Annotated in this window: 21 protein-coding genes; 10 read left to right on the top strand and 11 right to left on the bottom strand. The window is 70.1% G+C overall.

Going from position 1 to position 24,283, the window contains the following annotated elements; genetic code table 11:
- From ACFFII_RS05020 to ACFFII_RS05000, 5 genes are read left to right on the top strand one after another with little or no spacing between them, the layout of a single operon-like run.
- On the top strand, window positions 1-1,251 hold the full coding sequence (locus tag ACFFII_RS05020) for an NAD(P)/FAD-dependent oxidoreductase (RefSeq protein WP_377697795.1): 1,251 nt from the start codon (window positions 1-3) through the stop codon (window positions 1,249-1,251).
- Entirely contained in the window at window positions 1,248-2,249 is a 1,002-nt protein-coding gene (locus ACFFII_RS05015; RefSeq protein ID WP_377697794.1) for a 4-hydroxyproline epimerase, read from the top strand. Before ACFFII_RS05020 ends, ACFFII_RS05015 begins: the two co-directional genes overlap by 4 nt.
- Window positions 2,246-3,913: a cis-3-hydroxy-L-proline dehydratase gene (gene lhpI, locus ACFFII_RS05010; RefSeq protein WP_377697793.1), complete on the top strand. Its 1,668-nt coding sequence runs from the start codon at window positions 2,246-2,248 to the stop codon at window positions 3,911-3,913. The genes ACFFII_RS05015 and lhpI overlap by 4 nt, the downstream gene beginning before the upstream one ends.
- Before the next feature lie 9 nt (window positions 3,914-3,922).
- Entirely contained in the window at window positions 3,923-4,951 is a 1,029-nt protein-coding gene (locus ACFFII_RS05005; protein WP_377697792.1) for a trans-3-hydroxy-L-proline dehydratase, read from the top strand.
- A gap of 32 nt (window positions 4,952-4,983) precedes the next feature.
- Complete coding sequence (locus ACFFII_RS05000; protein ID WP_377697791.1) at window positions 4,984-6,015, top strand: Ldh family oxidoreductase; 1,032 nt, start codon at window positions 4,984-4,986, stop codon at window positions 6,013-6,015.
- Window positions 6,016-6,164: 149 nt separating this feature from the next.
- Here the strand turns inward: ACFFII_RS05000 and putA are convergent, their stop codons facing one another.
- On the bottom strand, window positions 6,165-9,572 hold the full coding sequence (putA, locus tag ACFFII_RS04995; protein ID WP_377697790.1) for a bifunctional proline dehydrogenase/L-glutamate gamma-semialdehyde dehydrogenase PutA: 3,408 nt from the start codon (window positions 9,570-9,572) through the stop codon (window positions 6,165-6,167).
- Window positions 9,573-9,685: 113 nt separating this feature from the next.
- On the opposite strand from putA, the gene ACFFII_RS04990 reads away from it, so the two are divergent.
- The 5 genes from ACFFII_RS04990 to ACFFII_RS04970 all read left to right on the top strand — a co-directional run bounded on the left by ACFFII_RS04990 (window position 9,686) and on the right by ACFFII_RS04970 (window position 14,865).
- Window positions 9,686-10,147, top strand: a complete 462-nt coding sequence (locus tag ACFFII_RS04990; RefSeq protein WP_377697789.1) for an Lrp/AsnC family transcriptional regulator — start codon at window positions 9,686-9,688, stop codon at window positions 10,145-10,147.
- Between the two features lie 78 nt (window positions 10,148-10,225).
- Window positions 10,226-11,455: a putative DNA modification/repair radical SAM protein gene (locus ACFFII_RS04985; protein ID WP_377697788.1), complete on the top strand. Its 1,230-nt coding sequence runs from the start codon at window positions 10,226-10,228 to the stop codon at window positions 11,453-11,455.
- On the top strand, window positions 11,455-12,888 hold the full coding sequence (locus ACFFII_RS04980) for a UdgX family uracil-DNA binding protein (protein WP_377697787.1): 1,434 nt from the start codon (window positions 11,455-11,457) through the stop codon (window positions 12,886-12,888). Before ACFFII_RS04985 ends, ACFFII_RS04980 begins: the two co-directional genes overlap by 1 nt.
- Window positions 12,889-13,011: 123 nt before the next feature.
- Entirely contained in the window at window positions 13,012-14,058 is a 1,047-nt protein-coding gene (locus ACFFII_RS04975) for an AI-2E family transporter (protein ID WP_377697786.1), read from the top strand.
- Window positions 14,059-14,115: 57 nt separating this feature from the next.
- The gene (locus ACFFII_RS04970) at window positions 14,116-14,865 is read left to right on the top strand and encodes a DUF2243 domain-containing protein (RefSeq protein WP_377697785.1); all 750 of its coding nucleotides are present in this window, start codon (window positions 14,116-14,118) and stop codon (window positions 14,863-14,865) included.
- Here the strand turns inward: ACFFII_RS04970 and ACFFII_RS04965 are convergent.
- Genes ACFFII_RS04965 through ACFFII_RS04920 form a run of 10 tightly spaced genes read right to left on the bottom strand, consistent with a single transcriptional unit; the run spans window position 14,852 to window position 24,194 of the window.
- Complete coding sequence (locus ACFFII_RS04965) at window positions 14,852-15,307, bottom strand: GNAT family N-acetyltransferase (RefSeq protein ID WP_377697784.1); 456 nt, start codon at window positions 15,305-15,307, stop codon at window positions 14,852-14,854. The genes ACFFII_RS04970 and ACFFII_RS04965 overlap by 14 nt on opposite strands.
- 21 nt (window positions 15,308-15,328) lie before the next feature.
- Window positions 15,329-15,736, bottom strand: coding sequence for a DUF6165 family protein (locus ACFFII_RS04960; protein ID WP_377697783.1), 408 nt, complete (start codon window positions 15,734-15,736; stop codon window positions 15,329-15,331).
- Window positions 15,733-16,611, bottom strand: a complete 879-nt coding sequence (locus tag ACFFII_RS04955; protein WP_377697782.1) for a glycosyltransferase family protein — start codon at window positions 16,609-16,611, stop codon at window positions 15,733-15,735. The genes ACFFII_RS04960 and ACFFII_RS04955 overlap by 4 nt, the downstream gene beginning before the upstream one ends.
- Window positions 16,612-16,616: 5 nt before the next feature.
- Complete coding sequence (locus tag ACFFII_RS04950; protein WP_377697781.1) at window positions 16,617-17,645, bottom strand: UDP-glucuronic acid decarboxylase family protein; 1,029 nt, start codon at window positions 17,643-17,645, stop codon at window positions 16,617-16,619.
- 2 nt (window positions 17,646-17,647) lie between these two features.
- Window positions 17,648-18,733 (bottom strand): CgeB family protein, encoded by a 1,086-nt coding sequence (locus tag ACFFII_RS04945; protein WP_377697780.1) that lies wholly within the window; start codon window positions 18,731-18,733, stop codon window positions 17,648-17,650.
- A complete protein-coding gene (locus ACFFII_RS04940) occupies window positions 18,730-19,821 on the bottom strand; it encodes a CgeB family protein (RefSeq protein ID WP_377697779.1) in 1,092 nt (363 codons plus the stop codon). Before ACFFII_RS04940 ends, ACFFII_RS04945 begins: the two co-directional genes overlap by 4 nt.
- On the bottom strand, window positions 19,818-20,924 hold the full coding sequence (locus tag ACFFII_RS04935) for a CgeB family protein (protein WP_377697778.1): 1,107 nt from the start codon (window positions 20,922-20,924) through the stop codon (window positions 19,818-19,820). Before ACFFII_RS04935 ends, ACFFII_RS04940 begins: the two co-directional genes overlap by 4 nt.
- Complete coding sequence (locus tag ACFFII_RS04930; protein WP_377697777.1) at window positions 20,921-21,994, bottom strand: glycosyltransferase family 4 protein; 1,074 nt, start codon at window positions 21,992-21,994, stop codon at window positions 20,921-20,923. The genes ACFFII_RS04935 and ACFFII_RS04930 overlap by 4 nt, the downstream gene beginning before the upstream one ends.
- Window positions 21,991-23,082, bottom strand: a complete 1,092-nt coding sequence (locus tag ACFFII_RS04925; RefSeq protein WP_377697776.1) for an SDR family NAD(P)-dependent oxidoreductase — start codon at window positions 23,080-23,082, stop codon at window positions 21,991-21,993. Before ACFFII_RS04925 ends, ACFFII_RS04930 begins: the two co-directional genes overlap by 4 nt.
- Window positions 23,079-24,194, bottom strand: a complete 1,116-nt coding sequence (locus tag ACFFII_RS04920; protein ID WP_377697775.1) for an NAD-dependent epimerase/dehydratase family protein — start codon at window positions 24,192-24,194, stop codon at window positions 23,079-23,081. Before ACFFII_RS04920 ends, ACFFII_RS04925 begins: the two co-directional genes overlap by 4 nt.
- Between the last annotated feature and the right edge of the window lie 89 nt (window positions 24,195-24,283).

Here is a 24,283-nt window from a genome sequence, read left to right as displayed (position 1 = left end):
ATGACTGCGGAACTGATCGTCATCGGGGCCGGCGTCGTCGGCCTCTCCATCGCTGCCGCCGCGCAGGATCGCGGCCTGTCGGTCACCGTGATCGACCGGGAAGGCCCGGCGGCGGGCGCCTCGGCCGGAAACGCGGGGGCCTTCGCCTTCACCGATATCCTGCCGCTGGCCTCGCCGGGCATCCTGCGGAAGGCGCCGCGCTGGCTGCTGGACCCCTTGGGACCGCTGACCGTGCCGCCGGCTTACGCCCTGCGGATCGCGCCCTGGATGCTGCGCTTTGGCCGGGCCTGCGCGCCCGACCGGGTGGCGCGGTCCATCGTCGCGCAGACGGCGCTGATGGACCTGTCCAAGGCCGAACTGGAGGGCTTTCTGGCCCTGACCGGCACGGCGGACATGCTTCGGCGCGAGGGCAACCTGCAGGTCTATGAATCGCAGGCCGAGTTCAACGCGAGCCTGCCCGGCTGGGACGCCCGCGCCCGCCACGGGATCGAGTTCCGCCACATGGACGCGGGCGAGATGGCGCAGGTCCAGCCCGGCCTGTCTCCGCGTTTCACCCACGGCACCTTCACGCCCGGCTGGTATTCCATCGCGGACCCCAAGCTTTACACACTGGCGCTGGCCGATCACGTCCGCGCCCGTGGTGGGGCCATCGAGACCGCCGAGATCGCCGCCCTGCGTCCCACTGACGCGGGCGTCGAGTTGCGCGCCACCGACGGCCGCAGCTTCACCGCCGCGCAGGTGGTCGTCGCGGCGGGGGCCTTTTCCCACCGCCTCGCCCGCACCCTGGGCGAGCGCATCCCCTTGGAAACCGAACGCGGCTACAACACCACGCTGCCCCCGGAGGCGCTTGACCTGAGGACGCAGGTGACCTTTGGCGGCCACGGCTTCGTCGTCTCGCGCCTGTCCACCGGCATCCGCGTCGGCGGGGCGGTGGAACTGGGCGGGCTCAAGCTGCCCCCGAACTTCCGCCGGTCCGAGGCGATGCTGAAGAAGGCCAAGGCCTTCCTTCCGGCGTTGAAGACCGAAGGCGGCGTGCAGTGGATGGGCTTCCGCCCCTCGCTGCCCGACAGCCTGCCCGCCATCGGCCGGGCGCGGGCGACGCCCCGCGTGACCTATGCCTTCGGCCACGGCCACCTCGGCCTGACGCAATCCCCCGGCACCGCCCGGCTGGTCGCGGACCTGCTGACCGGCCGCACCCCTGCCATCGACCTCGCGGCCTTCTCGCCGCAACGCTTCCGGAGCTTCGCATGACGACCCACACCTTCTCCTGCATCGACGGGCATACCTGCGGCAACCCGGTGCGGCTCGTCTCGGGCGGCGGCCCGCGGCTGGAAGGGGCGACGATGCTGGAACGCCGCGCCCATTTCCTGCGCGACTTCGACTGGATCCGCACCGGCCTGATGTTCGAGCCGCGCGGTCACGACATGATGTCGGGCTCGATCCTCTATCCGCCGACGCGCCCCGACTGCGACGTGGCGGTGCTGTTCATCGAAACCTCGGGCTGCCTGCCCATGTGCGGCCACGGGCTGATTGGCACCATCACCATGGGGATCGAGAACGGCCTGATCCAGCCGCGCGAGCCGGGGAAGCTGTCGATCGACGCCCCCGCCGGCCGCGTGGACGTGACCTACCGGCAGGAAGGCCGCTTCGTCGAGGAAGTGCGCCTGACCAACGTCCCCGGCTTCCTTTACGCCGAGGGGCTGACGGCCGAGGTCGAGGGCCTGGGCGAGATCGTGGTGGACGTGGCCTATGGCGGCAACTTCTACGCCATCGTCGAGCCGCAGAAGAACTTCCGCGACATGGCCGACCACACGGCCGGAGAGCTGATCGGCTGGTCGCCCAAGCTGCGGGCGGCGCTGAACGCGAAATACGACTTCACCCACCCCGAGCATCCGGCGATCAACGGGCTGAGCCACATCCTCTGGACCGGCCAGCCGACGGTTGAGGGCGCGCACGCCCGCAATGCCGTCTTCTATGGCGACAAGGCCATCGACCGCAGCCCTTGCGGCACCGGCACCTCGGCCCGCATGGCGCAGCTGGCCGCCAAGGGAAAGCTGAAGGTCGGGGACGAGTTCTGGCACGAATCCATCATCGGCTCGATCTTCAAGGGCCGGGTCGAGGCCGCCGCCCGCGTGGGCGACCGCGACGCCATCATCCCCTCGGTCGCGGGCTGGGCGCGGATGACCGGCTACAACACCATCTTCATCGACGAGCGTGACCCCTTCGCCCACGGCTTCGTCGTGAAATGACCGCCCGCCGCATCCTGCCGGGGCTGGCGGAAGGTCCAGTCCTTGCAATGGCCGAGGGCCTCAGCTTCTGGGGCGGCGTCGATCCCGAAACCGCCCGCGTCATCGACGCCCATCACCCGGCGCATGGGCAGGCGCTGGCCGGGGCCGTGGCGATGATGCCGACCAGCCGGGGGTCCTGTTCCGGCTCGGGCGTCATGCTGGACCTGATGCTGAACGCCCGTGCCCCGGCGGCGCTGGTGTTTTCCGAACCCGAGGACATCCTGACCCTTGGCGCCCTGATCGGGGCCGAGATGTTCGGCCGCACGATGCCGGTCCTGCGCGTCAGCCCCGAGGACTTCGCCCGCCTGTCTGCCCAGCCGAGCCTGCGGATCGAGGCGGATGCCATCACCGGCGGCGGCCTCTCGATCCCGATCGAAGACGCCCCCGACACCGCCCTGACGCTGACCCCTGAGGACCGCGCGATCCTTGATGGCCGGGACGGCGAGGCGGCGGCACTTGCCATGCGGATCGTCTGCGCCATGGCCCGCCAGCAGGGGGCCGAGCGCCTGACCGGCATCACGCGCGGCCACATGGACGGCACCATCCTCGCCCATCCGGCGAACCTGATCTTCGCCGAGAAGATGGCAGACCTCGGCGCGAAGGTGCGGGTGCCCACGACGATCAACGCGATCTCGGTGGACCGCGAGGGCTGGCCGGGGCAGGGGGTCGATCCCGATTTCGGCGCCCGCGCCTCGCGCCTGGCCGACGCCTATGTCCGCATGGGCTGCCGCCCCAGCTTCACCTGCGCGCCCTATCTGCTGACCGACCGCCCGGCGGCGGGGGAAGACATCGCCTGGGCGGAGTCGAACGCGGTGATCTTCGCCAACACGGTCCTCGGCGCGCGGACGCCGAAGCACCCCGATTACCTCGACCTCTGCATGGCCGTCACGGGCCGCGCCCCCTTGGCCGGGGTCTATCTTGAGGAGGCCCGCCACCCCGCGCTGGTGCTGGACGTGGAGGCCCCCGAGGGCGCGGATGACTCCTTCTGGCCGCTCCTCGGCTATGTCGCGGGCCATGCCGCCGGGGCTTCGATCCCGCTGCTGCGCGGAGTGGCGGGGCTGAACCCATCGACCGACGACCTGAAGGCCATGTGCGGGGCCTTCGGCACCACTTCCTCCGCCCCGATGCTGCATGTCGAGGGCGTCACGCCCGAGGCGCATCTGCCCCCGCTGCCCCATGCAGCCCAAGGCCGCATCACCCGCGCCGATCTTTCGCGGGCCTGGACCGAGCTGAACGGCCGCCCCGAGCAGGTGGACCTGATCGCCGTCGGCAGCCCACATGCCTCGGCCCCCGAATGCCGGATGCTTGCCGACCTGCTGGACGGCCCCGTCGCCATCCCGCTGATCGTCACCGCAGGCCGCGCGATCATCGCCGACCTCGGCCGCGACGGCACGCTTGCGCGGCTGAAAGCCAACGGCGTGCAGGTCATCCCCGACCTCTGTTGGTGTTCCATCACCGAGCCGGTGTTTCCCCCGCAGGCACGGGCGGTGATGACGAATTCGGGCAAATACGCCCATTACGGCCCCGGCCTGTCCGGCCGCCCGCTGCGCTTCGGCAGCCTTGCCGACTGCGCCCGCGCCGCGCGCACCGGCCGCGCCGCCCCCATCCCCGACTGGCTGACCTGAGAGGCCGCGATGCGCAGCAGCAAGACCATCCACGTGATCTCCGCCCATGCCGAGGGCGAGGTCGGCGACGTGATCGTGGGCGGCGTGACGCCCCCGCCCGGCGAGACGCTGTGGGAGCAGTCCCGCTGGATCGCCCGCGACAACACCCTGCGCAACTTCGTCCTGAACGAGCCGCGCGGCGGCGTCTTCCGCCACGTCAACCTGCTGGTGCCGCCGAAGAACCCCGAGGCCGACGCCGCCTTCATCATCATGGAGCCCGAGGACACGCCGCCCATGTCCGGCTCGAACTCGATCTGCGTGTCCACGGTGCTGCTGGACGCGGGCATCCTGCCGATGACCGAACCCGAGACGCGCATCACGCTGGAAGCCCCCGGCGGCCTCGTCCGCGTCCGCGCCGAGTGCAGGGACGGCAAGGCCGAGCGCATCTTCGTCGAGAACCTGCCGAGCTTCGCGGGCAGGCTGGACGCGTCCTTGGAAGTGGAGGGGATCGGTTCCCTGACCGTGGACACCGCTTACGGCGGCGACAGCTTCGTCATCGTGGACGCCGCCGCGATGGGCTTTTCGCTGACCCCGGACGAGGCGCATGACATCGCCCGCCTCGGCGTCCGCATCACCAGGGCCGCCGACGAGCAGCTTGGCTTCCACCATCCGACCAATCCCGACTGGCGGCATTTCTCCTTCTGTCTTTTCGCAGGCCCGGTGACGCGGGAAGGCAACGAGCTCCGCGCCGGCGCCGCCGTAGCGATCCGTCCCGGCAAGGTGGATCGCTCGCCTACCGGCACGGCACTGTCGGCGCGCATGGCCGTCCTGCACGCGCGTGGGCAGATGGGGATGGACGACCGCCTGACCGCTGTCTCGTTGATCGGCTCAACCTTCGCCGGCCGCATCCTCGGCACGACCACCGTGGGCGACCTGCCCGCGATCCGCCCCGAGATATCGGGGCGCGGCTGGATCACCGGCATCCACCAGCACATGCTGGACCCCTCGGACCCCTGGCCCGAGGGCTACCGGCTGACCGATACCTGGGGCGCCCGCTGAGGGCGCCTTTTCCGCAAGAAAAGGAGCGCATGATGGCCCAACCGATCACCGTCAGTCCCGAGGCCCTGGCCGAAAGGGTCACGCGCATCTTCGCGGCCGCGGGCCTGTCGCAGCTTCAGGCGGAAACGCTGGCGGCCACCATCGTCGCGGGCGAGCGCGACGCCTGCAAGTCGCACGGCATCTACCGGATCGAGGGTTGCCTGCGCACCGTCGCCGCCGGAAAGGTCCAGCCGCAGGCCGAGCCGGAACTGCAGGACGACGGCTCGCCCATCGTGCGCGTCGATGCGAAGGGCGCGTTTTCCACCGCCGCCTTCGCCGTGGGCCTGCCGGTGCTTGTGGCACGGGCGCGGCAGCACGGGCTCGCGGCGATGGTCGTGAACTCCTGCACCCATATCTCGGCGCTCTGGCCCGAGATCGAGGCGATCACCGCCGAGGGCCTTGCCGCGATGGCGATGTGCCCCAGCTATTCGACCGTCGCGCCTGCCGGTGGAGCCGCGCCGCTTCTGGGCACCAATCCCTTCGCCTTCGGCTGGCCGCGCAAGGGCGCGTCCCCTTACGTCTTCGACTTCGCCACCTCGGTCATGGCGCGGGGCGACGTGGAACTGCACCGGATCGAGGGCCGCCCGCTGCCCGAGGGCACGGCGGTGGACCGCGACGGGAACCCCACAACCGACCCGGCCGAGGCGCTGGCGGGCGCGATGCTGCCCTTCGGCGGCCACAAGGGCTCGGCCATCTCGACCATGATCGAGCTTCTGGCCGCCGCCATGATCGGCGACCTGACCAGTGCCGAATGCCTCGACTATCTCGGCACCACGACCCTCGGCCCGCACCACGGCGAGCTGATCCTCGCCTTCTCGCCCGAACGCTTCGCCGCCGGCCGTGGCGATCCCTTCGCCCGCGCCGAGACGCTGTTCGAGGCGATCCTGGGCCAGGGCGCCCGCCTGCCGTCCCAACGCCGCTTCGAGGCGCGCAAGCGCTCGGCGGCGGAAGGCATCGCGCTGACGGCCGAGGAGGTGGAGATGCTGGAGCGGCTGGAACGCGCGCCCTTTGGCGAGAAGGCGTAAGCGCTGGTCCGCTTTCGGCGGCAGGACACTGCCCGGAACAAGAAAACCGCCCGAAGGCAGCTTCGGGCGGTTTCATTATTTCACGGGCGTGACCCCAATCCCAAGTCAGGATCGAAAGGCGGCGCCCGCGACAGGCGCCGCCTTCACGTTCACCCCGCCAGTAGCGCCGCGTTGCCGCCCGCCGCCGTGGTGTCCACGCAGAGATGCCGCTCATGCGCGACATGGGCGCGGTCGGGCATCGCCGTGATCAGCGGCAGGACCGGGCCTTTCCGCCCGGCCAGCGCCTGCGCGTAAGCCTCGGCCAGCTCGGCCTCGCCCCACCACAGCGCGCCCGAGAAGCCGTCGAGATGCGCCAGCGCGGCGGGCTCGACCCGGCCCGTGGCCTCGACGGCCGATCCACCCAGTGCCTCGACCGCCGCGCGCTGGGCGCGGGCCGCGCCCGGACCGGGGCCGAGGCACAGCAGCGGCGGGCGGGTGTAGAGGCTCAGGCGGTTCATCTCGCCCGTCGGGCCCGGCATCAGGCGCTCGTCGATGCGGCGCTCCTCGGTCTGGCGAAGCGCGCGTTCCAGCGCGGCCATGTCCTGCGCGCCCTCGAAGGCGCCTTCGGCCAGGTCCGCCCCTTCAGGCGCATAGAAGCGCGGCAGGTAGTTCGGGCCGCCCGCCTTGGGGCCGGTGCCCGACAGCCCTTCGCCGCCGAAGGGCTGCGAGCCGACAACCGCGCCGATCTGGTTGCGGTTGACGTAGATGTTGCCGGCGTGGACGGCCTCGCTGATCTCCTGCACGCGGCCGTCGATGCGGGTGTGCAGGCCGAAGGTCAGGCCGAAGCCGCGGGCGTTCACGTCGCGCACGACCTCGTCCAGCTTCTCGGCCGGGAAGGTGGCGACGTGCAGCACGGGGCCGAAGACCTCGCGTTCCAGGTCGCCGATGCCTCCCACGCGGATCAGCGTCGGCGCGACGAAGGTGCCGCCGTCCGGCTGTGCGCCCTGGTGTAGCACGGCATTGCCGTTCGCCTGGATGTATCCAGCGATGTTGGCCTGCGCGTCGCGGTCGATCACGGGGCCAACGTCGGTCGAGACATGCCAAGGGTCGCCCACCGCCAGCTGGTCCATCGCGCCCTTGATCATCTCGATCACGTGCGGCGCGCTGTCCTCCTGCAGATAGAGGCAGCGCAGGGCGGAACAACGCTGGCCTGCCGACTGGAAGGCCGAGGCCACGATGTCGCGCACCGCCTGTTCCGGCAGCGCGGTCGAATCCGCGATCATGGCGTTCAGCCCGCCCGTTTCCGCGATCAGCGGCGTGCCGGGGTCGAGGTGCTGCGCCATGCTGCGCGCGATGATCTGCGCCGTGTCGGTCGAGCCGGTGAAGACCACACCCTTGACGCGCGGGTCCGCCGTGATAGCCGCGCCCACCGTCGCGCCGTCGCCCGGCAGCAGTTGCAGCGCGCTGCGGGGCACGCCTGCCTGGTGCAGCAGCCGCACGGCCATGGCCGCGATCAGCGGCGCCTGCTCGGCCGGTTTTGCCAGCACGGCGTTTCCAGCCATCAGCGCGGCGGCAACCTGCCCGGTGAAGATCGCCAGCGGGAAGTTCCAGGGGCTGATCGCCGCGAAGATGCCGCGGGGCGCGCGCGTGTCGTTCTCGCCTTCGGCGGCGTAGTAGAGCAAGAAGTCCACCGCCTCGCGCAGCTCGCCCACGGCATCGGGCAGGGTCTTGCCCGCTTCTCGCGCCAGCGTGGCGAAGATGGGGCCGAAGTTGCCCTCATACAGGTCCGCCGCGCGGCGCAGGGTGGCGGCGCGTTCCGCCGCCGGTGCGTCCCAGGTGCGGGCGTCGTCCAGCGCGCGGGCGACGGTGGCCTCGTCGGCTTCCGTCACCTCGCCGATGACCTCGCCCGTCGCGGGGCTCACAACGGGCCGGGTCGTGCCCGAGGGCTCGGCCACCGTCAGCGGCGCGGCGGGGGGCAGAGGGACTCGGCGGGCGGCCTCGATCCGGTCCAGGACGCCCGCGTCGGACAGGTCAAAGCCGCGCGAGTTCCGGCGGTGCGGCGCGAACAGTGCCTCGGGTGCCTTCAGGCCCTTGGGCGCCTGCGCCTCGGCCAGCGCCTCGAAGGGGTCGCGGGCGATGGATTCCGGCGTCACGCTTTCATCCACAATCTGGTGCACGAAGGAGGAGTTCGCGCCGTTTTCCAAGAGCCGCCGGACGAGATAGGCCAGCAGGTCGCGATGCGCGCCGACGGGGGCATAGATGCGGCAATGGCCCTTGGTCTCGGCCAGCAGGATGTCGTGCAGCCGCTCGCCCATGCCATGCAGGCGCTGGAACTCGAAGGGGCGGCCATTGGCCAGTTCCAGCACGGCGGCGGCGGTATGGGCATTATGGGTGGCGAACTGCGGGAACAGCCGGTCGCCCATGCCGAAGAGCTTCTGCGCGAGGCAGATATAGGCGACGTCCGTCGCAGTCTTCGAGGTGAACAGCGGGAAGCCCGGCATGCCGCCGACCTGCGCCAGCTTCATCTCGCTGTCCCAATAGGCGCCCTTGACCAGCCGGATGTTCATGCGCCGGTCATAACGCTGCGCCATGTCATACAGCGCGTCGATGGCCGCGCCCGCGCGCTTGCCGTAGGCCTGCACCACGACGCCGAAGCCGTCCCAGCCGGCAAGAGCCGTGTCCGACAGCACCGCGTCGATCACCTGCAGCGACAGGACCAGCCGGTCCTGTTCCTCGGCGTCCACGTGCAGCGCGATCCCCGCCTCGCGCGCCTGACGGGCGAGCCTGCTGACCACGGGCACAAGTTCCGCCATGACCCGCTCGGTCTTGGCGACCTCGTAGCGGGGATGCAGTGCCGACAGCTTGATCGAGATGCCGGGGTTCTTCACGATCGAATCCGCCTTGGCCGCGCGCCCGATGGCGGCGATGGCGTGTTCGTAGTCGCGGGCATAGCGGGCGGCGTCACCCTCGGTCCGCGCGGCCTCGCCGAGCATGTCGAAGGAATAGGTATAGCCCTGCGCCTCGCGCCTGGCACCGCGTTCCAGCGCGCGCTCGATGGTCTCGCCCAGCACGAACTGGCGGCCCATCTCCTTCATCGCGCGCCCCACGGCGGTGCGGATCACCGGCTCGCCCAGGCGGCGGATCGCGCCGCGCAGGGTGCCCGCGATGCCGGGGCGCGGCTCGGTCAGGACCTTGCCCGTCAGCATCAGCGCCCAGGTCGAGGCGTTGACCAGCGAGGACGCCGCCGTCCCGAGATGCCGGTTCCATTCCGAGGGCGCGATCTTGTCCTCGATCAGCGCGTCGATGGTGGGGGCGTCGGGGACGCGCAGCATCGCCTCGGCCAGGCACATCAGCGCCACGCCCTCGCGGGTGGACAGGCCGTATTCGGCCAGAAAATGCTCCATCAGCGTGGGCTTGGCCTCGCTGCGGATGCGGCGGACAAGCGCCGCGGCGCGGTGGGTGATGCGCTGGCGGGTGTCCGCGCCGATCGCGGCCTCGGACACCAGCCGGTCCAGGACAGCGGTTTCGTCGGCGAACTTGGCGTCCTGGCCAAGGGTGGGGAAGGCGGCAGGGGTCATGGCAGGCTCTCGGGGATGAGGGATGGCGCAGGATACACCTGCCGCGCTGGACGATGTGACCAAAGATCGTCAAATTCATAGCCCGAACGGCCAAGTTGAAGGACAGGAACAGGATGAAGGACCTGGACGCCATCGACCGCCGCATCCTCGCCATCCTGCTGGCCGATGCGCGGATCCCGCTGACGGAACTCGCCCGCGCGGTGGGGCTGTCCAAGACCCCCGTGGCGCAGCGGCTGAAGCGGCTGGAGGAATCCGGCATCATCACCGGCTACCGCGCGATCCTGTCGCCGCTGAAGCTGGGGCTGACCCATGTGACCTATGTCGAGGTATCCATGTCCGACACCCGGCAGAAGGCGCTGGAGGCCTTCAACGACGCCGTCCGCCAGATCCCCGAGGTCGAGGAATGCTACATGATCGCGGGCGGCTTCGATTATCAGATCAAGCTGCGCTCGCGCGACATGGCGCATTTCCGGCAGATCATGGCCGAGAAGATCTCGGCGCTGCCCTATATCACCTCGACCTCGACCTATGTCGCGATGGAGGCGGTGGTGGAACAGAACTGGACCGCCATCTGACGCGGCGGAGGACGGGCGAAACCCGTTGAAAGAGGCGCGCGTTTCCCTAGATATGACAGGAACATCAAGGGAACTTCCGTGACGCCAGAACTCTCCCGCAAGCTCGCGATCCTGTCGGACGCGGCGAAGTACGACGCCTCCTGTGCGTCCAGCGGAACGGAACGGCGCGATGCGCGCAAGGGGGGGCTGGGGTCCACCGAAGGCTCGGGCATCTGCCACGCCTATACCCCGGACGGGCGCTGCATCAGCCTGCTGAAGATCCTGATGACGAACTTCTGCATCTTCGACTGCGCCTATTGCGTGAACCGCGTCAGCAGCAACGTCGAGCGCGCCCGCTTCTCGGTCGAGGAAGTCGTGACCCTGACGCTGGAGTTCTATCGCAGGAACTACATCGAGGGGCTGTTTTTGTCCTCGGGCATCATCCGCAGCCCGGACCAGACCATGGCCGACATGGTGCGGATCGCGAAGACGTTGCGGGAAGAGCATGGCTTCAAGGGCTATATCCACCTCAAGACCATCCCCGACGCCTCGCCGGAACTGATCGACGAGGCCGGGCTTTACGCCGACCGCCTGTCCATCAACATCGAGCTGCCGCAGGACGACTCGATCCGCACGCTGGCCCCCGAAAAGCGCCCCGAGACGATCCGCACCGCCATGGCCCGCGTCCGCAGCACCCGCGAGGCGAGCCGCGAGACAAGCCACACCGGCAAGCGCCCCGCGCGCTTTGCCCCGGCGGGCCAGTCCACGCAGATGATCGTGGGCGCGGACGGGGCGAACGACGCGACGATCCTGAACACCTCGGCGCGGCTTTACGCGGGCTACGGGCTGAAGCGGGTCTATTACTCGGCCTTTTCCCCGATCCCCGATTCCTCGGCGGTGCTGCCGCTGGTGAAGCCGCCGCTGATCCGCGAGCATCGGCTGTATCAGGCCGACTGGCTGATGCGCTTCTATGGCTTCGAGGCGGAAGAAATCGCCTCGGCCACCCCCGACGGGATGCTGGACCTTGGCGTCGATCCCAAGCTCGGCTGGGCCTTGGCGCACCGCGAGGATTTCCCCGTGGACGTGAACCGCGCCACGAAGGAGCAGCTTCTGCGCGTCCCCGGCTTCGGCACCAAGACCGTTGACCGCATTCTGTCCGCGCGCCGCCACCGGACGCTGCAATGGGACGACCTCGTTCGCATCGGCGCGTCGATGACCAAGGCCAAGCCCTTCGTCAGCCTGCCCGGCTGGTCGCCCGGCGGGCTTATCGACGCCGCAAACCTGCGCGCCCGCTTCGCGCCTCCGGCCGAGCAGCTGAGCCTGTTCTGATGCATCGCGTCGTCCTGCCCGAGACCGGGACGATGGACGCTTGGCGCGATGCCGCCCGCCGGCTGGCCGCCCATGCCGTGCCGCCCGCGCAGGTGGAATGGGTGGTCGGAGAGGCCGAGCAGAGCCTGTTCGACGCCGATCCGCTGCCGGTCGGAGAGGGGCGGGCGCTGAAAGTGCCGCGCGCCTTTCTGGACATCGCGGAAAAGGCCATCCTGCACCGCGACCCTGTCGCGCCTGACCTGCTCTATCAGGCGCTGATGCGCTTGCAGGACCAGCCGCAGCTTCTGTCGGACGCGGCCGATCCGCTGGTCCGCCGCTTGGGCGCGCTGCAGAAGGCCGTTTACCGCGACATCCACAAGATGCGCGCCTTTGTCCGCTTCCGCGAGATCCCCTCTGACGACACCCGCCGCCGCTTCGCCGCCTGGTTCGAGCCCGAGCATCGTGTGGTCGAGGCGAACGCCGGCTTCTTCGCCCGCCGTTTTTCCGACATGGACTGGGCGATCCACACCCCGGACCTCAGCGTGATCTTCGAGGACGGAGAGATCGGCTTCGCCCCCGGCGCCCCGCGTCCCGACCTGCCGGACGACGCGGCGGAATCGCTCTGGGCCACCTATTTCACCAACATCTTCAACCCGGCGCGGATCAAGCTGGGGTCCATGCGCCAGCACATGCCGCTGAAATACTGGAAGAATATGCCGGAAACGGCGCAGATCCCGGCCATGCTGGAAGGCGCCGAGGCCCGCGTCCGCGCCATGCAGGCGGCGGGCGCGACCCATGCCCCGGCGCGCGCCGCCACCATCACCGAACGCTACCGCGCCGCCATGCCGAAACCGCCCGAGGTGATCGGAACGCTGGAGGACGCCCGCGCCGCCGTCCAGCATTGCACCCGCTGCGGCCTGTGCCGCCATGCCACGCAGGCGGTCTTTGGCGAGGGGCCAGCGGACGCCCGCCTGATGGTCGTGGGCGAGCAGCCGGGCGACCAGGAGGACCTGCAAGGCCGCCCCTTCGTCGGCCCGGCGGGCAAGGTGCTGGACGAGGCGATGCAGGCCGCGGGCCTCGACCGCAACGGCGCGTGGATGACGAATGCCGTCAAGCACTTCAAGTTCACCCCGCGCGGCAAGCGCCGCATCCACCAGTCCCCCGACAAGGGCGAGGTCGCGGCCTGCAAGTGGTGGCTGGACCTGGAACGCAACTTTGTCCGGCCGCAACTGACCCTCGGCCTGGGTGCCACGGCCGCGCTGGCGCTGACGGGCAACGGCGCCGGGATCACCAAGCGGCGCGGCACCGTCGAGGAGACGGCCACCGGCCCCGTGCTGCTCAGCTGGCACCCCTCGTATATCCTGCGCATCCCCGACGCGGGCCGGGCGGCCGAGGCGCGGGCGGAACTGGCCGAGGACCTTTCGCTCGCCCGCAGGCTGCTGGCGGGCGCCTGACCCGACCCGCGGGGGAAAGCAGCCGGCGGCTTGCGTCCGCGGGGAAGTTCGGCGACCCTCGGGCCAGAGGTGCCGTGCGGCTGACCGGATGCGGGGCCTCGAGGTCCTCAGTTCAGGCGCCCCATGCCCCGAGCCCTTCCCGCCGCTGTCTTCGTCACCCTGCTGATCGGCCTGCTGGTGCTGGCGGCCTGGCACCTGTCCTTCGTGCTGCTGCTGGCGTTCGCGGGCATCCTGCTGGCGGTGCTGCTGCGCCATCTCGCGCTGGTGCTGTCGCGGCACACGCCGATCCCGACCTCGGCCGGGGTGGTGGTCGTGGCGCTGGGCATCGCGGCGCTGCTGGTGCTGGGCATCGTCTTCCTAGGGCCGCAGCTTTTCGGGCAGGTCGACCAGGTCATCCGCAGCCTGCCCGCCGCGCTGGATCAGGCGCAGGCGCTGCTGGAACGCTTTTCCTGGGGCCAGTTCCTGCTGGAGCGTGTGCCCTCGGTCGAGGAACGGCCAAGCTGGAACATCCTCGGCACCATCAGCGGCACCGTGTCCACGGTTGTGGGCGTGGTGGCCAACGTGGTCATCGTCATCACGGTGGGGGTCTTCCTCGCCTCGGACCCGCAGCTTTACCGGCGGGGCGTGCTGCACCTGATCCCCATCGACAAGCGCCGGCGCGCGGCCGAGATCATGGACGCGCTGGGCCGGGGGTTGTGGCGCTGGCTGATCGGGCAGGGGCTGGCGATGGCGACCGTCGCGGTGCTGTCGGGCGTGGGCCTGTGGCTGATCGGGGTGCCGCTGGCGATGGCGCTGGGGCTGATCGCGGGGCTGCTGGACTTCATCCCCTATGTCGGCCCCTGGCTGGGCGCGGCTCCCGCGATCCTGCTGGCGCTGGCGCAGGGCCCGACCGAGGCGGTCCAGGCCGCGATCCTGTTTCTGGTGATCCAGCAGGTCGAGGGCAACGTGCTGATGCCGGTGATCCAGAGCAAGGCAAGCTCGCTGCCGCCGGTCCTGACCATCCTTGCGGTCGTGGCCTTCGGCGTCCTGTTCGGCTTCATGGGCGTCCTGCTGGCGACGCCGCTGCTGCTGGTGACGATCATCCTCGTGCGGATGATCTATGTCGAGGACGTGCTGGGCGACCAGTCCGCCGCCGGTCCCGAGGAACAGCCCGACGGCAAGGCCGCCTGAGCCTGTCGGGGAACATTCCCCGCGCTTTCATGTTTTCCCCGCAGGGGAGACAACGCCATGACCGACAGGCAATGGATATGGGCCGGGGCCATCCTCGGCTTCGCGCTGGGCGGGTTCTTCGACGGCATCCTGCTGCACCAGATCCTGCAGTGGCACCACCTGCTGAGCCTCGTGCCGGGCATCGGCGACCTGCGTGCGCAGGTCATGTGGGACGGCGTCTTCCACGCGCTGATGTATGTGATCGCCGCATGGGGCCTGGTCGCCCTGTGGCGCGCGCATCGGCGCGACGCAAAGGTGTCGCGCGGAATCGTCACGGGTGCGATCCTGATCGGCTTCGGCACCTGGCATGTCGTGGACACGCTGCTGTCGCACTGGTTCCTGGGCATCCACCGCATCAAGATCGACAGTCCCAACCCGCTGGCCTGGGACCTGCTGTGGCTGGTCGTCTTCGGGATCGTCCCCCTGCTTCTGGGCCTGCGGATGCGGCGCGGGGGCGGAGGAGCCGCGCCGTCCGGCGCCTTCGTGGCAGGGGTGGCGCTGGTCACGCTGGGGGCGGGGGCCTGGGCGCAGCGCACGCCCGCCGACATGGCCCTGACCGCGATCGTCTTCCGCCCCTCGGTCGATGCCGCGCAGGCCGAAAGGGTCCTGGCCGAGGCCGACGCGCGGATCGTCTGGGCCGACCCGACGATGGCCGTGGTGCTGGTCGATGTCGCGCCCGGGAAGCGCTGGGGTTTCTACGCCCGGGGCGCGATGATGGTCAGCGGCTCGGGCGTGCCGGCCGGCTGCTTCGACTTCAGCCGGGCATGAGATCGGCCCGGCGCTTGACGAAGCGCACCTGCCCGTCGTCCAGCACCCCCGCCGGAACCCAGCCGAGGTGGAGATAGAAGCCCCAGGCCCGCAGGCTTTCGTCGCTGCCGGTGGCAAGCCAGATCTGGTCCCAGCCCTGCGCGAACAGCCAGGCCTCGGCCTCGGCCATCAGGCGGCGGCCGACGCCGCGCCCCTCGAACTCGGGGCGCACGAACAGGGCAAAGACCGTCGCCCGCGCGGCGTCCGCCATGGCGAAGCCCGCGGCGCTGTCTTCCGCATGGCACAGCCAGGCACGGCTGCGGGTGCGCAGCATCTCGGCCAGCCGGTCGGGCGTCACGCCGAGGTGGCTCAGCTCCTCGCGCGACTGGTGGTTCTGCGCGACGCCCGTGCGGATGTCCAACAGCGTCTCGATGTCGTCGGGCGTGGCAAGGGTGATCTGCATGGCTGTCGTCCTTGCCGCAGCTTACCCGATCTTCGCGGCGGCGTGGTATTTTTCCTCGACCAGTTCCGACCGCAGCAGGGCGTTCACCTGCCGCTTCAGCGCCGACCGTTCGTCATTCGTCAGATACACCGAGCGCGCGAGTTCCACGAACCGGGGGCCGAAATCGCCTGCCGCTTCCCGGGCGCGGATGTCGTCCTCGATGTCCCACAGCGCGGCATTCACGCGGCGCAGGCCGTCCAGCAGGGGCGCAAGGCCCGGCTGGTCCAGGATGGGGGCGGCGATCCCGCGCAGCAGCGAAAGCTCGCGGCCCACGTTGGCCTGCGCGGCAGGGGCGGCGATGCGCTCGGCCTTGATCTCGAGGATGGTGATCTTGTCCAGAAGCTCGCCCCAGGAGACGGGGGCCAGCGGGGCGGGGCGGGTCTCGGTCATGTCATCGTCCTTCGTTCGTCGGTCCCTTTCAGCGCCCGGGCGACCTCGGCGATCACACTGGTCCAGTCGCCGGGGCCCGGCTGGCGGAAGACGCGCATCGACGGATACCAGGGCGTGCGCGTGCCGGGCACGGGCCAGCGCCAGTCGGGGTCGTGCTTGAGCATCAGCCAGACGGGGCGACCCAGCACCCCCGCCAGATGCGCGATCATCGTGTCCACGGTCAGGACCAGCGCCGAGCCCGCGACCAGCCGCGCCGTCAGCATGATGTCTAGGGGGCAGCCCTGCGGGTTCAGGACCGGCAGCGCGGTCGGCCCCGGCATCAGCGACAGCGCCGGACCGGTGCAAAGAGGGGCCAGCATCCCTTCCGGCACCGCGCGGTCGGGGTCCCAGTCCCCTGCGCCCCAGCAGAGCGCCATCGTCCCGGTGGGCAGCGCCGCGCGGGTGACCTCCAGCCTTGGCATCGGCGCGTCCGACGGCGCGGCGCGCAGTGCAAGGGGCAGCTCCATGATCTCGAGGTCGCAATCCTGCGGTGGCAGCGGGTGGGCCACGTCGAAGGGCACCAGCCGGTCGATGCCGGGAAAGCCCCGGAACAGCGGGACCAGATGGGGCTGCATCTCGACCGTGACCCGCGCCGCGCGCCGGGCCAGCACCGGCAGGAATCGGGAAAACATCAGTGTGTCCCCAAGCCCGTGATAGCAGCGGACCAGCACGTCCCGGCCGTCGAAGACCCGCCCGTCCCAGACCCATCGCAGGTGATAGGGCAGCGAGGGATCGTCGCGCGTGGCAGGGTCGCGCGCCGCCAGCGCCCGGTCCGCGACGGCCCAGGCGGCGGGGAAGTCGCCACGCCGCATGGCCTGCGTCCAGGGATCGGCCATGATGCTCAGCCGGCGACCCCGGCCGCGGGCTCGGCCACCAGTTCCTCGGCGAACCAGGCGCAGGTGGCGTCCAGCCCCTCGGCCAGCGGCACGCGCGGCGCCCAGCCCAGCAGCGCGCCCGCGCGGCTGATGTCGGGGCGGCGGCGGCGCGGGTCATCCTCGGGCAGCGGATGATGCACCACGCGGGCACGGGTGCCGGTCAGCTTGAGCACATGGCCCAGAAGCTCGTTCACCGTCATCTCGTGGGGGTTGCCCAAGTTCACCGGCTCCATCCCGTCGAACTCGGCGTCCATCAGCGCGATCAGGCCCGCCACCATGTCCGAGACATAGCAGAAGGAGCGGGTCTGGCTGCCGTCGCCATAGACGGTCAGTTCGTCGCCCCTCAGCGCCTGGCAGATCAGGTTCGACACCACGCGCCCGTCGTCGGGGTCCATGTTGGGGCCGTAGGTGTTGAAGATGCGGGCGACGCGGACCTGCGCCCGGCCCGCGCGGCCATAATCGAAGGTCAGCGCTTCGGCGGCGCGCTTGCCCTCGTCATAGCAGGCGCGGGGGCCGGTGCAGCTGACATTGCCGCGGTAATCCTCGGCCTGCGGGTGGATCTCGGGGTCGCCATAGACCTCGCTGGTCGAGGTCAGCAGGAACCGCGCCTTCGCCGCCTCGGCCAGGTGCAGCAGGTTGTTGGTGCCGACCACGTTGGTCAGCATCGTGTGTTCCGGGTCGCGCTGGTACAGCGGCGGAGAGGCCGCGCAGGCGAGGTTCCAGACGCGGGTGATGCGCGGCGCCAGGCGCGTCAGTTCCGCCGGCAGGGGCTGGCTGATGTCATGCCGGAGGAAGCGGAAGCGGGGATGCCCTTCCAGCGCCCGCAGGTTCGAGGGCCGCGAGGTCTGCAGGTTGTCGAGGCAGAGGACCGATTCCCCCCGGTCCAGCAGCGCCCGGCAGAGATGCGAGCCGATGAAGCCCGCGCCCCCCGCCACGACGTTCAGCGCCAGGGGTTGAACGGTCGCGCCAGAGCCGTTGGGGTTGGTCTTCTTCATGCTCATCCCTCCGCTGTCTCGACTGGTCGGGTGCCAGCCTTGTGATGTGCCGCCTCGGCCAGATGCGCCTCCAGTTCGGCCGCGCGATGGTCGGACGAATGCGCGTCCTCGATCCGCGTCCGCGCCGCACGCCCCATGGCGCCCGCGTCGCCGTCCAGCGCCGCCAGCACGCAGGCGGCGCCGTCGGCCAGCACGATCTCGGACCTCGGACGGAACAGGGTCTCGATCCCGTCCCACTTGTCCGAGATGATGGGCGTGGCACAGGCCCCGGCCTCGAACAGCCGGACCGAGGGCGACCAGCCCGCGCGGATCATGTCGGCCCGCGTCACGTTCAGGGTGAAGCGGCTGGCCGAGTAGAAGTCCGCGTGGTCGGCGGGCGGGCAATGCTCGATCCGCTCGACGTTCTCGGGCCAGTCGATGCCGGACGGATACTGCGGTCCCGCCACCACGAAGCGCAGGTCGGGACGGCGGCGGGCGGGTTCCAGCAGCAGTCGTTCCAGCGTCGGCTGGCGGTCGTCGCTGTAGGTGCCAAGGTAGGACAGGTCCCAGCGCTTGGGCACCTCGCGCGGACCGTAAAGGTCCAGGTCCACCGAGCAGTAAAGCGCCCGCGCCATGGGCGAGCGGTAATGCCGCTCGATATGCCGCAGCGTGGGGCCGCCGGTGAAGGACAGGTAAACGTCGAAGCCGGGGATGACCTCGGGCGAGAGATATTCGTAGTCGCCCCGTTCCAGCTTGGCGAGCGTCACCGGCGTGTCGATGTCGTAGAAGCCGGTCGTGCCGCGCGCCCATGACTGGACGCGGCGGGACACCTCGACCCCTTCGGGGACATAGGAGCCGACGATCACGGCATCCGCCTGCGCGATTTCCTCGCGCCAGCGGTCGAGGCCGGGAAGGTCCGCGTAGAACTCCAGCCGGCACCAGTCGGGGTCGGTCAGGTCGCGCTGGCTCGCATACCAGGGCACGTCGCGTTCAAGGAACAGCACCTCGTGCCCGCGCCGGGCGAAGGACTTGAGCAGCGCACGGAAGGTGGTGGCGTGGCCGTTCCCCCATGAGGACGACAGCGACAGGCCGAGGACGACCAGCTTCATGCCCGGGCCTCCTCGGGTTGCCGCGCATGGGCCTTGAACAGCGCGTCCACCTGCGCGCCGCGCAGGGCATAGGTGTGTTCGGCCTTGATCCGCGCCAGCGCGGCCTGCCCGATCTCCTTCGCGCGCTCGGGCGTCAGGCTGGCGAGATGATCGGCCACGTCCTGCCCGTCGCGGGCGACCAGCACCTCCGAGTTCGGGGTCAGGAACAGCTCGATCCCTTCCCAGGCGTCGGTGATGAGGCAGGCGGCCGCGCCTGCCGCCTCGAAGACGCGGGTGGCGGGGGAAAAGCCCACGTTCGCCATGCTGTCGCGGGCGACGTTCAGGACCGCCAGCGGCGTGCAGTTGAAGGCGTTGTGCTCATGCGTGTAGACGTGGCCCAGATGGCGGACGTTGCCCGGCATCTGCTTGGTTTCCCAGCCGTTCCCACCGATCAGGAAGCTGCGGTCCGCCAGCATCGCGGCGGGCTTGAGGAAGAACTCCTCCACCCGCGCCTCGCGGTCGGGCAGGCGGTTGCCGAGGAAGGCGAGGTCCGAGGCGAACTTCGGATCCGCCGGCGCGGGGTGGTGCGTCGCGGGGTCCAGCGCATTGTAGACCGGCTCGCACAGCTTTGCGCCGAAGCCGTGGTAGGCGTCCACCACCGGGGGGCCGCCGCCATAGGTCAGCACCATGTCGAGGTGGGGCAGCGCCCGCCGCACGGGATGGCTGTCGTCGGCGCGCATCTCGTCCAGGGTGGCAGCGGCGTCCACGTCCCAGAAGATTTTCAGGGCGCCGGGCCTGGCCTGTGCAATGATGCCCTCCAGCAGCTCGCGGTCGAAAACGCCGACGCCGTTGGCCTTGACCACGATGTCCGCGTCCGCCGCCTCGGCCAGGACGCCGCGCATGGCGTCCTCGGTCGCCGGATAGACGACGGACCGGCACCAGTCCGGCGGGTCGATGTCGCGGTGCTTCTGCCGGTCGAAGGCGTCGGGCTCGTAGAAGGTGATCTGATAGCCGCGCTTGGCGAGTTCGCCCAGGATGCCGCGGTAATAGGTGGCCGCGCCGTTCCAGTAGGACGACAGCAGGCTCGATCCGTAGAATGCGATCTTCATGCCGCAGAGGCTCCGAGGTTGAGGCCGAGCTGGGCGGCGATGGACAGAAGTTCCTGCGCGCGATGGGCGCAAGTGTGGCGGGCGCGGAGGGTTTCCAGCCCCCGCGCGACAAGCGAGGCCCGCAGGTCGGCGTCGTTCGACAGCGCCCGCAGGTGGGCGGTCATCTCGGCCCCGTCGCGGGCGAACAGGAAGTCGCCGGGACGGAACAGGTTCTCGCTGTCGCTCCACGGGGCCGAGACGAGGGGGATGCCGCAGGCCAGCGCCTCGAAGACACGGATGGTCGGGATGCCGGGCAGCATCGTGGTGTAGAAGCGGCGCGGGACGTGGACCGTCGCCATGTGGCGGGCGAAGATGCCGGGTGCCGCGGCATTGGGTGCCCAGCCATGATAGCGCACGCCGTAGCGGTCCAAGGTCGCCAGCGCCTCGGCCGGATAGCGGACGCCGTAGATGTCGAGGGCCAGCTCCGCGTCCCGCGCCGGGCGGAACAGGAAGCGTTCCAGTTCCTCGGTCCGCTCGCCGTCGCCCCAGTTGCCGATCCAGACGAGGCCCTCGCGGTCGGTTTCCTTGAGCGGAGGATGGAACAGCCGAGTGTCGGCGGCCTCGTGCCAGGTCCAGACGCGGTCGCCCCAGCACCAGCGGCGGTAAACCTCGGACAGCGTCTCGCCAAAGGCCAGCACGCCGTCGAAGCCCGACAGGTCGAAGGCGCGGATCGCATCCGGGTCGCTGACGGCGCGGTGATGGGTGTCGTGGAACAGCAGCTTGAACCGCGCGGCCCCCTTGCGCGCCTTGCCCAGCGTGGCCGCCAGCGCCGGGTCGTTCCATTCGTGGACGATCACCAGGTCGGCATCGCCCGCCAGATCCACCGGATCGGCGGCGGGGTCATAGGTCTCGACCGACAGGTCGGGATAGTTCCGGCGGAAGGGGTCAAGCCCCGCCTGCCCGTGGTCACGCAGCAGGTTTTCCAGGCTCCAGGCGCCCTGCGGTTCCAGCGCGCGGACGGCATGGCCCCGGGCCATCAACTCCCGCAGCACGCCGCGCAGGAAATGGGCGTTGCCGTGGTTCCAGCAGCTTTGCAGCGAATGGGTGAAATAGACGATCTTCATGCGGCTTGGGTCCGTCTTGAAAGCGCGTCGCGATAGATCTCGGCCATCCGTGCGGCCGTCGCGGCGGGGGTGTAGCGGGCTGCGTGCTGGCGGGCGGCCTGCCCAAGCGCAGCATGGCGCGCGGGTTCGGCCAGCAGCCCGGCAATGGCATCGGCAAAGCCTTGCGCGTCGCCGGGCGCGACAAAGGTGGCGGCACCGTCCCAGAGTTCGCGGAAGGTCGGGATATCCGACAGAACCAACGGGCAGCCGGCCTGCGCGGCTTCCAGCACGGCAAGGCCGAAGGGCTCGAACCGCGCGGCGCTGGTGAAGACCGGGCGGCGGGCCAGCCAGTGGGCGATGATTTCGGCCGGAAGCGGACCGGTGGCCTGCAGATGCGTAGGCGTGACCGTCGCGCCGTGCGGCGCGCGGGTCGCGCCGATGGCGACAAAGGGGGCGTCCAGCAGGGCGGCGGCCGCATCCAGCGTGGCGCTGTCCTTGACCTCGTCCCACAGCCGCCCGACCGTCAGCGCGCCTTCGAAGGGCGGTGCTTCGGGCAGGGGCAAGGGCGTCCGGCCATTGTGGACCGTCGCGGGCAGGATCGGCAGGGCATACCGCCGCGCAGTGGCCTCGGCATAGGCGCGCGTCGGGGCGACGACGCGATCCGCCGCGCGCAAGCCCCGGCCAACCAGTTCCGGCAGCCAGGCGAGCGCAGGGTCCACGGGACCTCCCCGCGCCGCGTCCCACCAGGTGCCGAGGCAGCCGTGGTTCACCGCGACGACCGGCTGGGCGAAGCGGGCAACCGCCAGCGCGGGGGCGTTCAGATGCACCACATCCGCCTGGACCTCGTGCGCCAGCCTCGCCACGGCCTCGCCCGCGGCCAGCACCGGCGCGGGGCCGTCGCTCAGCCAGTCGAGCGGCAGGCCGGTGTCCACCAGCCTCACGCCCGCCGCCTCCGCCGCCGCGCGCTGGTCGGCATCGGGCGCGGGGCCCAGCACCGCCAGCACCACCTCGGCCTTCAGCGCGGCGGCGAGTTCCAGCGAATACTGCCAGACCCCGCCGACCGCATCGGTGGTCATCAGCAGCCGCGTCATGCCGACTGCTTCAGGGGCGGCTGCCCCACGGGCAGGTTCACGCCGTTTTCCGCAGCCAGCCACTGGGCCAGCCGCGTCACGCCCTCCTGCCAGTCCACCTTGGGCGACAGGTCCAGCGCCTTCTCGGCGGCACGGGTGTCGGCCACGAAATAACGCTGGTCGCCCGCCCGCCAGTCCGAGAACTGGATGTCCACGGGCCGGTCGATGATCCGGCCCACGAAGTCCAGAAGCTGCCGCAGGCTGACCGCGTTCTGCGGCCCGCCGCCCAGGTTGAAGACGCGGCCCTGCACTTCCTCGATCCGCGCCCACGCCGCGAGATAGGCTTCCACGGCGTTCGACACGTCGAGGATGTCGCGGACCTGGCAGCCGTCGCCGAACAGCGTGATCTGCTGGCCCTTGAGCGCGCGGATCAGGAAATGGGCGACCCACCCTTGGTCCTCGGTCCCCATCTGGCGCTGGCCATAGATGCAGGACATCCGCAAGACACAGGTGGGCACGCCGTAGCTGCGGGCATAGTCCAGCACATACTGGTCCGCCGCGCCCTTGGAACAGCCATAAGGCGTGTGGAAATCCAGCGGGCGGGCCTCGCCGATCCCATGAGCGCGCACGTCGGCGTCGGTGGGCTCGTAGGCCTCGCCTTCCAGCGCGAAGTCGAGGTCGGCCAGGTCGCCATAGACCTTGTTGGTCGAGGCGAAGATCAGCGGAGTGCCGTCACCCTTGGCGCGCAGGGCCTCGAGCAGGTTCACGGTGCCGATCAGGTTGATCGTCATGTCCTCGATCGGTTCGACCATGCTGGTGGTCACGGCGACCTGCGCGGCCATGTGGAACACCACCTTGGCCTCGCGTGCGACCTGCGCCAGCCGGGCGCCGTCGCGGATGTCGGCCTGCACATGGACGATCTTCTCGCCGTGGCGGGACTGCAGCCAGGCAAGGTTGCGTTCCACGCCGGGACGGCTCATCGCGTCATAGACGATGACCCGGTGGCCGTCCGAGGCCAGCCGGTCGGCGAGGTTCGAGCCGATGAAGCCCGCGCCGCCCGTGACCAGCACGGGCCGGGGATCGGCGGATGCGTCGGTCCGCCGCGTCATGCCACCAGCCCGCGCTTGTCGAGCTCGGCCCGCATCTTCTCGACATTGTCCACGGCGGTCTGGCTGGCGACCCATTCGGCCAGCTCCGCCAACCCTTCGCGGAAGTCGGTGTCGGCGCGGAAGCCCAGCTTCTCGGCAGCAAGCGTCGTGTCGCAGAAGCAGTGGCGGATGTCGCCAATGCGCGCCTTGCCGACGATCAGGGGTTCGAGGTCATTGCGGCCCATGGCCCGGCCCAGTTCCTGCGCAACCTCGGTCACGGAACGGTCATTGCCCGAGCCGATGTTGAAGGTGCCGCCCGCCGCCTGCGGCAGGCTCAGCGCCTCGGCGAAGGCGCGGGCCACGTCCGAGACATGGACGAAGTCGCGGCGCTGCTCGCCGTCCTCGAAGATCATCGGCGCCTGGCCGTTCAGGTAGCGCGAGGCGAAGATCGCCAGAACGCCGGTATAGGGGTTCGACAGCGCCTGTCCGGGGCCGAAGACGTTGAACAACCGCAGGCACACGCCCTCGATCCCATAGGGGGCGGACATGATGTGGGTCGTGCGTTCCTGCACATACTTGTTCAGCGCATAGATCGAGGCGAGGTTCGGCTGCTTCCATTCGGGCGTGGCGACCGGGGTCAGCGGGCGGCCCTGCGCATCGACCGGGTCCCACTGCTTCAGCCCGTCGCGGATGCCTACGCGCTCGGCGTCCTGCACCAGCGCGCCGTCGGCATCCTTGTAAAGCCCCTCGCCATAGATCGACATGGACGAGGCGGTGACGACGCGGCGCACGGGATTGTCGATCAGCTTCTCGAAGAGGACCGCGGTGCCCACGTCGTTGGTCGAGGTGTAGCGCTCGACCTCGTACATGGACTGGCCGACGCCGACCTCGGCGGCGAGGTGGATCACGCTGTCCACGCCCTTCAGCGCGCGTGCCACGGCCTCCCCGTCGCGGACGTCGCCGTGGATGAACTCGGCGTCCTTGTTCAGCGCCTCGGGGCGGCCCGCGCCCTCGCCATGCACCTGCGGGATCAGCGCGTCCAGCACGCGGACCTGGTGGCCGCGCCGCAGAAGCTCGTCCGCGACGAAGCGGCCGATGAACCCTGCACCCCCGGTGATCAGAACCTTTTCCAACTTGTCCCTCGTCGTCGGTTTCTTGGAAATTGAAGCAGTCTCAATGTCGTGATGTAAAAGCCTTCATGCGACAAGGGTTCCATCTTCTT

The organism is Paracoccus niistensis (assembly GCF_042432925.1).
GTDB lineage: Bacteria > Pseudomonadota > Alphaproteobacteria > Rhodobacterales > Rhodobacteraceae > Paracoccus > Paracoccus niistensis.
This window is presented reverse-complemented; position numbering and strand designations above follow the sequence as displayed.

What these genes read in the sequence shown, in the direction of transcription:
- ACFFII_RS04970 (WP_377697785.1), top strand. Translation starts at nt 14,116, where the DNA reads ATGACCGACAGGCAATGGATATGGGCCGGGGCCATCCTCGGCTTCGCG.
- ACFFII_RS04980 (WP_377697787.1), top strand. Translation starts at nt 11,455, where the DNA reads ATGCATCGCGTCGTCCTGCCCGAGACCGGGACGATGGACGCTTGGCGC.
- ACFFII_RS04990 (WP_377697789.1), top strand. Translation starts at nt 9,686, where the DNA reads ATGAAGGACCTGGACGCCATCGACCGCCGCATCCTCGCCATCCTGCTG.
- ACFFII_RS04965 (WP_377697784.1), bottom strand. Translation starts at nt 15,307, where the DNA reads ATGCAGATCACCCTTGCCACGCCCGACGACATCGAGACGCTGTTGGAC.
- ACFFII_RS04940 (WP_377697779.1), bottom strand. Translation starts at nt 19,821, where the DNA reads ATGAAGATCGCATTCTACGGATCGAGCCTGCTGTCGTCCTACTGGAAC.
- ACFFII_RS05020 (WP_377697795.1), top strand. Translation starts at nt 1, where the DNA reads ATGACTGCGGAACTGATCGTCATCGGGGCCGGCGTCGTCGGCCTCTCC.
- ACFFII_RS04975 (WP_377697786.1), top strand. Translation starts at nt 13,012, where the DNA reads ATGCCCCGAGCCCTTCCCGCCGCTGTCTTCGTCACCCTGCTGATCGGC.
- ACFFII_RS04960 (WP_377697783.1), bottom strand. Translation starts at nt 15,736, where the DNA reads ATGACCGAGACCCGCCCCGCCCCGCTGGCCCCCGTCTCCTGGGGCGAG.
- ACFFII_RS04930 (WP_377697777.1), bottom strand. Translation starts at nt 21,994, where the DNA reads ATGACGCGGCTGCTGATGACCACCGATGCGGTCGGCGGGGTCTGGCAG.
- ACFFII_RS04935 (WP_377697778.1), bottom strand. Translation starts at nt 20,924, where the DNA reads ATGAAGATCGTCTATTTCACCCATTCGCTGCAAAGCTGCTGGAACCAC.
- lhpI (WP_377697793.1), top strand. Translation starts at nt 2,246, where the DNA reads ATGACCGCCCGCCGCATCCTGCCGGGGCTGGCGGAAGGTCCAGTCCTT.
- ACFFII_RS04955 (WP_377697782.1), bottom strand. Translation starts at nt 16,611, where the DNA reads ATGGCCGATCCCTGGACGCAGGCCATGCGGCGTGGCGACTTCCCCGCC.
- ACFFII_RS04945 (WP_377697780.1), bottom strand. Translation starts at nt 18,733, where the DNA reads ATGAAGCTGGTCGTCCTCGGCCTGTCGCTGTCGTCCTCATGGGGGAAC.
- ACFFII_RS05005 (WP_377697792.1), top strand. Translation starts at nt 3,923, where the DNA reads ATGCGCAGCAGCAAGACCATCCACGTGATCTCCGCCCATGCCGAGGGC.
- putA (WP_377697790.1), bottom strand. Translation starts at nt 9,572, where the DNA reads ATGACCCCTGCCGCCTTCCCCACCCTTGGCCAGGACGCCAAGTTCGCC.
- ACFFII_RS05015 (WP_377697794.1), top strand. Translation starts at nt 1,248, where the DNA reads ATGACGACCCACACCTTCTCCTGCATCGACGGGCATACCTGCGGCAAC.
- ACFFII_RS05000 (WP_377697791.1), top strand. Translation starts at nt 4,984, where the DNA reads ATGGCCCAACCGATCACCGTCAGTCCCGAGGCCCTGGCCGAAAGGGTC.
- ACFFII_RS04950 (WP_377697781.1), bottom strand. Translation starts at nt 17,645, where the DNA reads ATGAAGAAGACCAACCCCAACGGCTCTGGCGCGACCGTTCAACCCCTG.
- ACFFII_RS04925 (WP_377697776.1), bottom strand. Translation starts at nt 23,082, where the DNA reads ATGACGCGGCGGACCGACGCATCCGCCGATCCCCGGCCCGTGCTGGTC.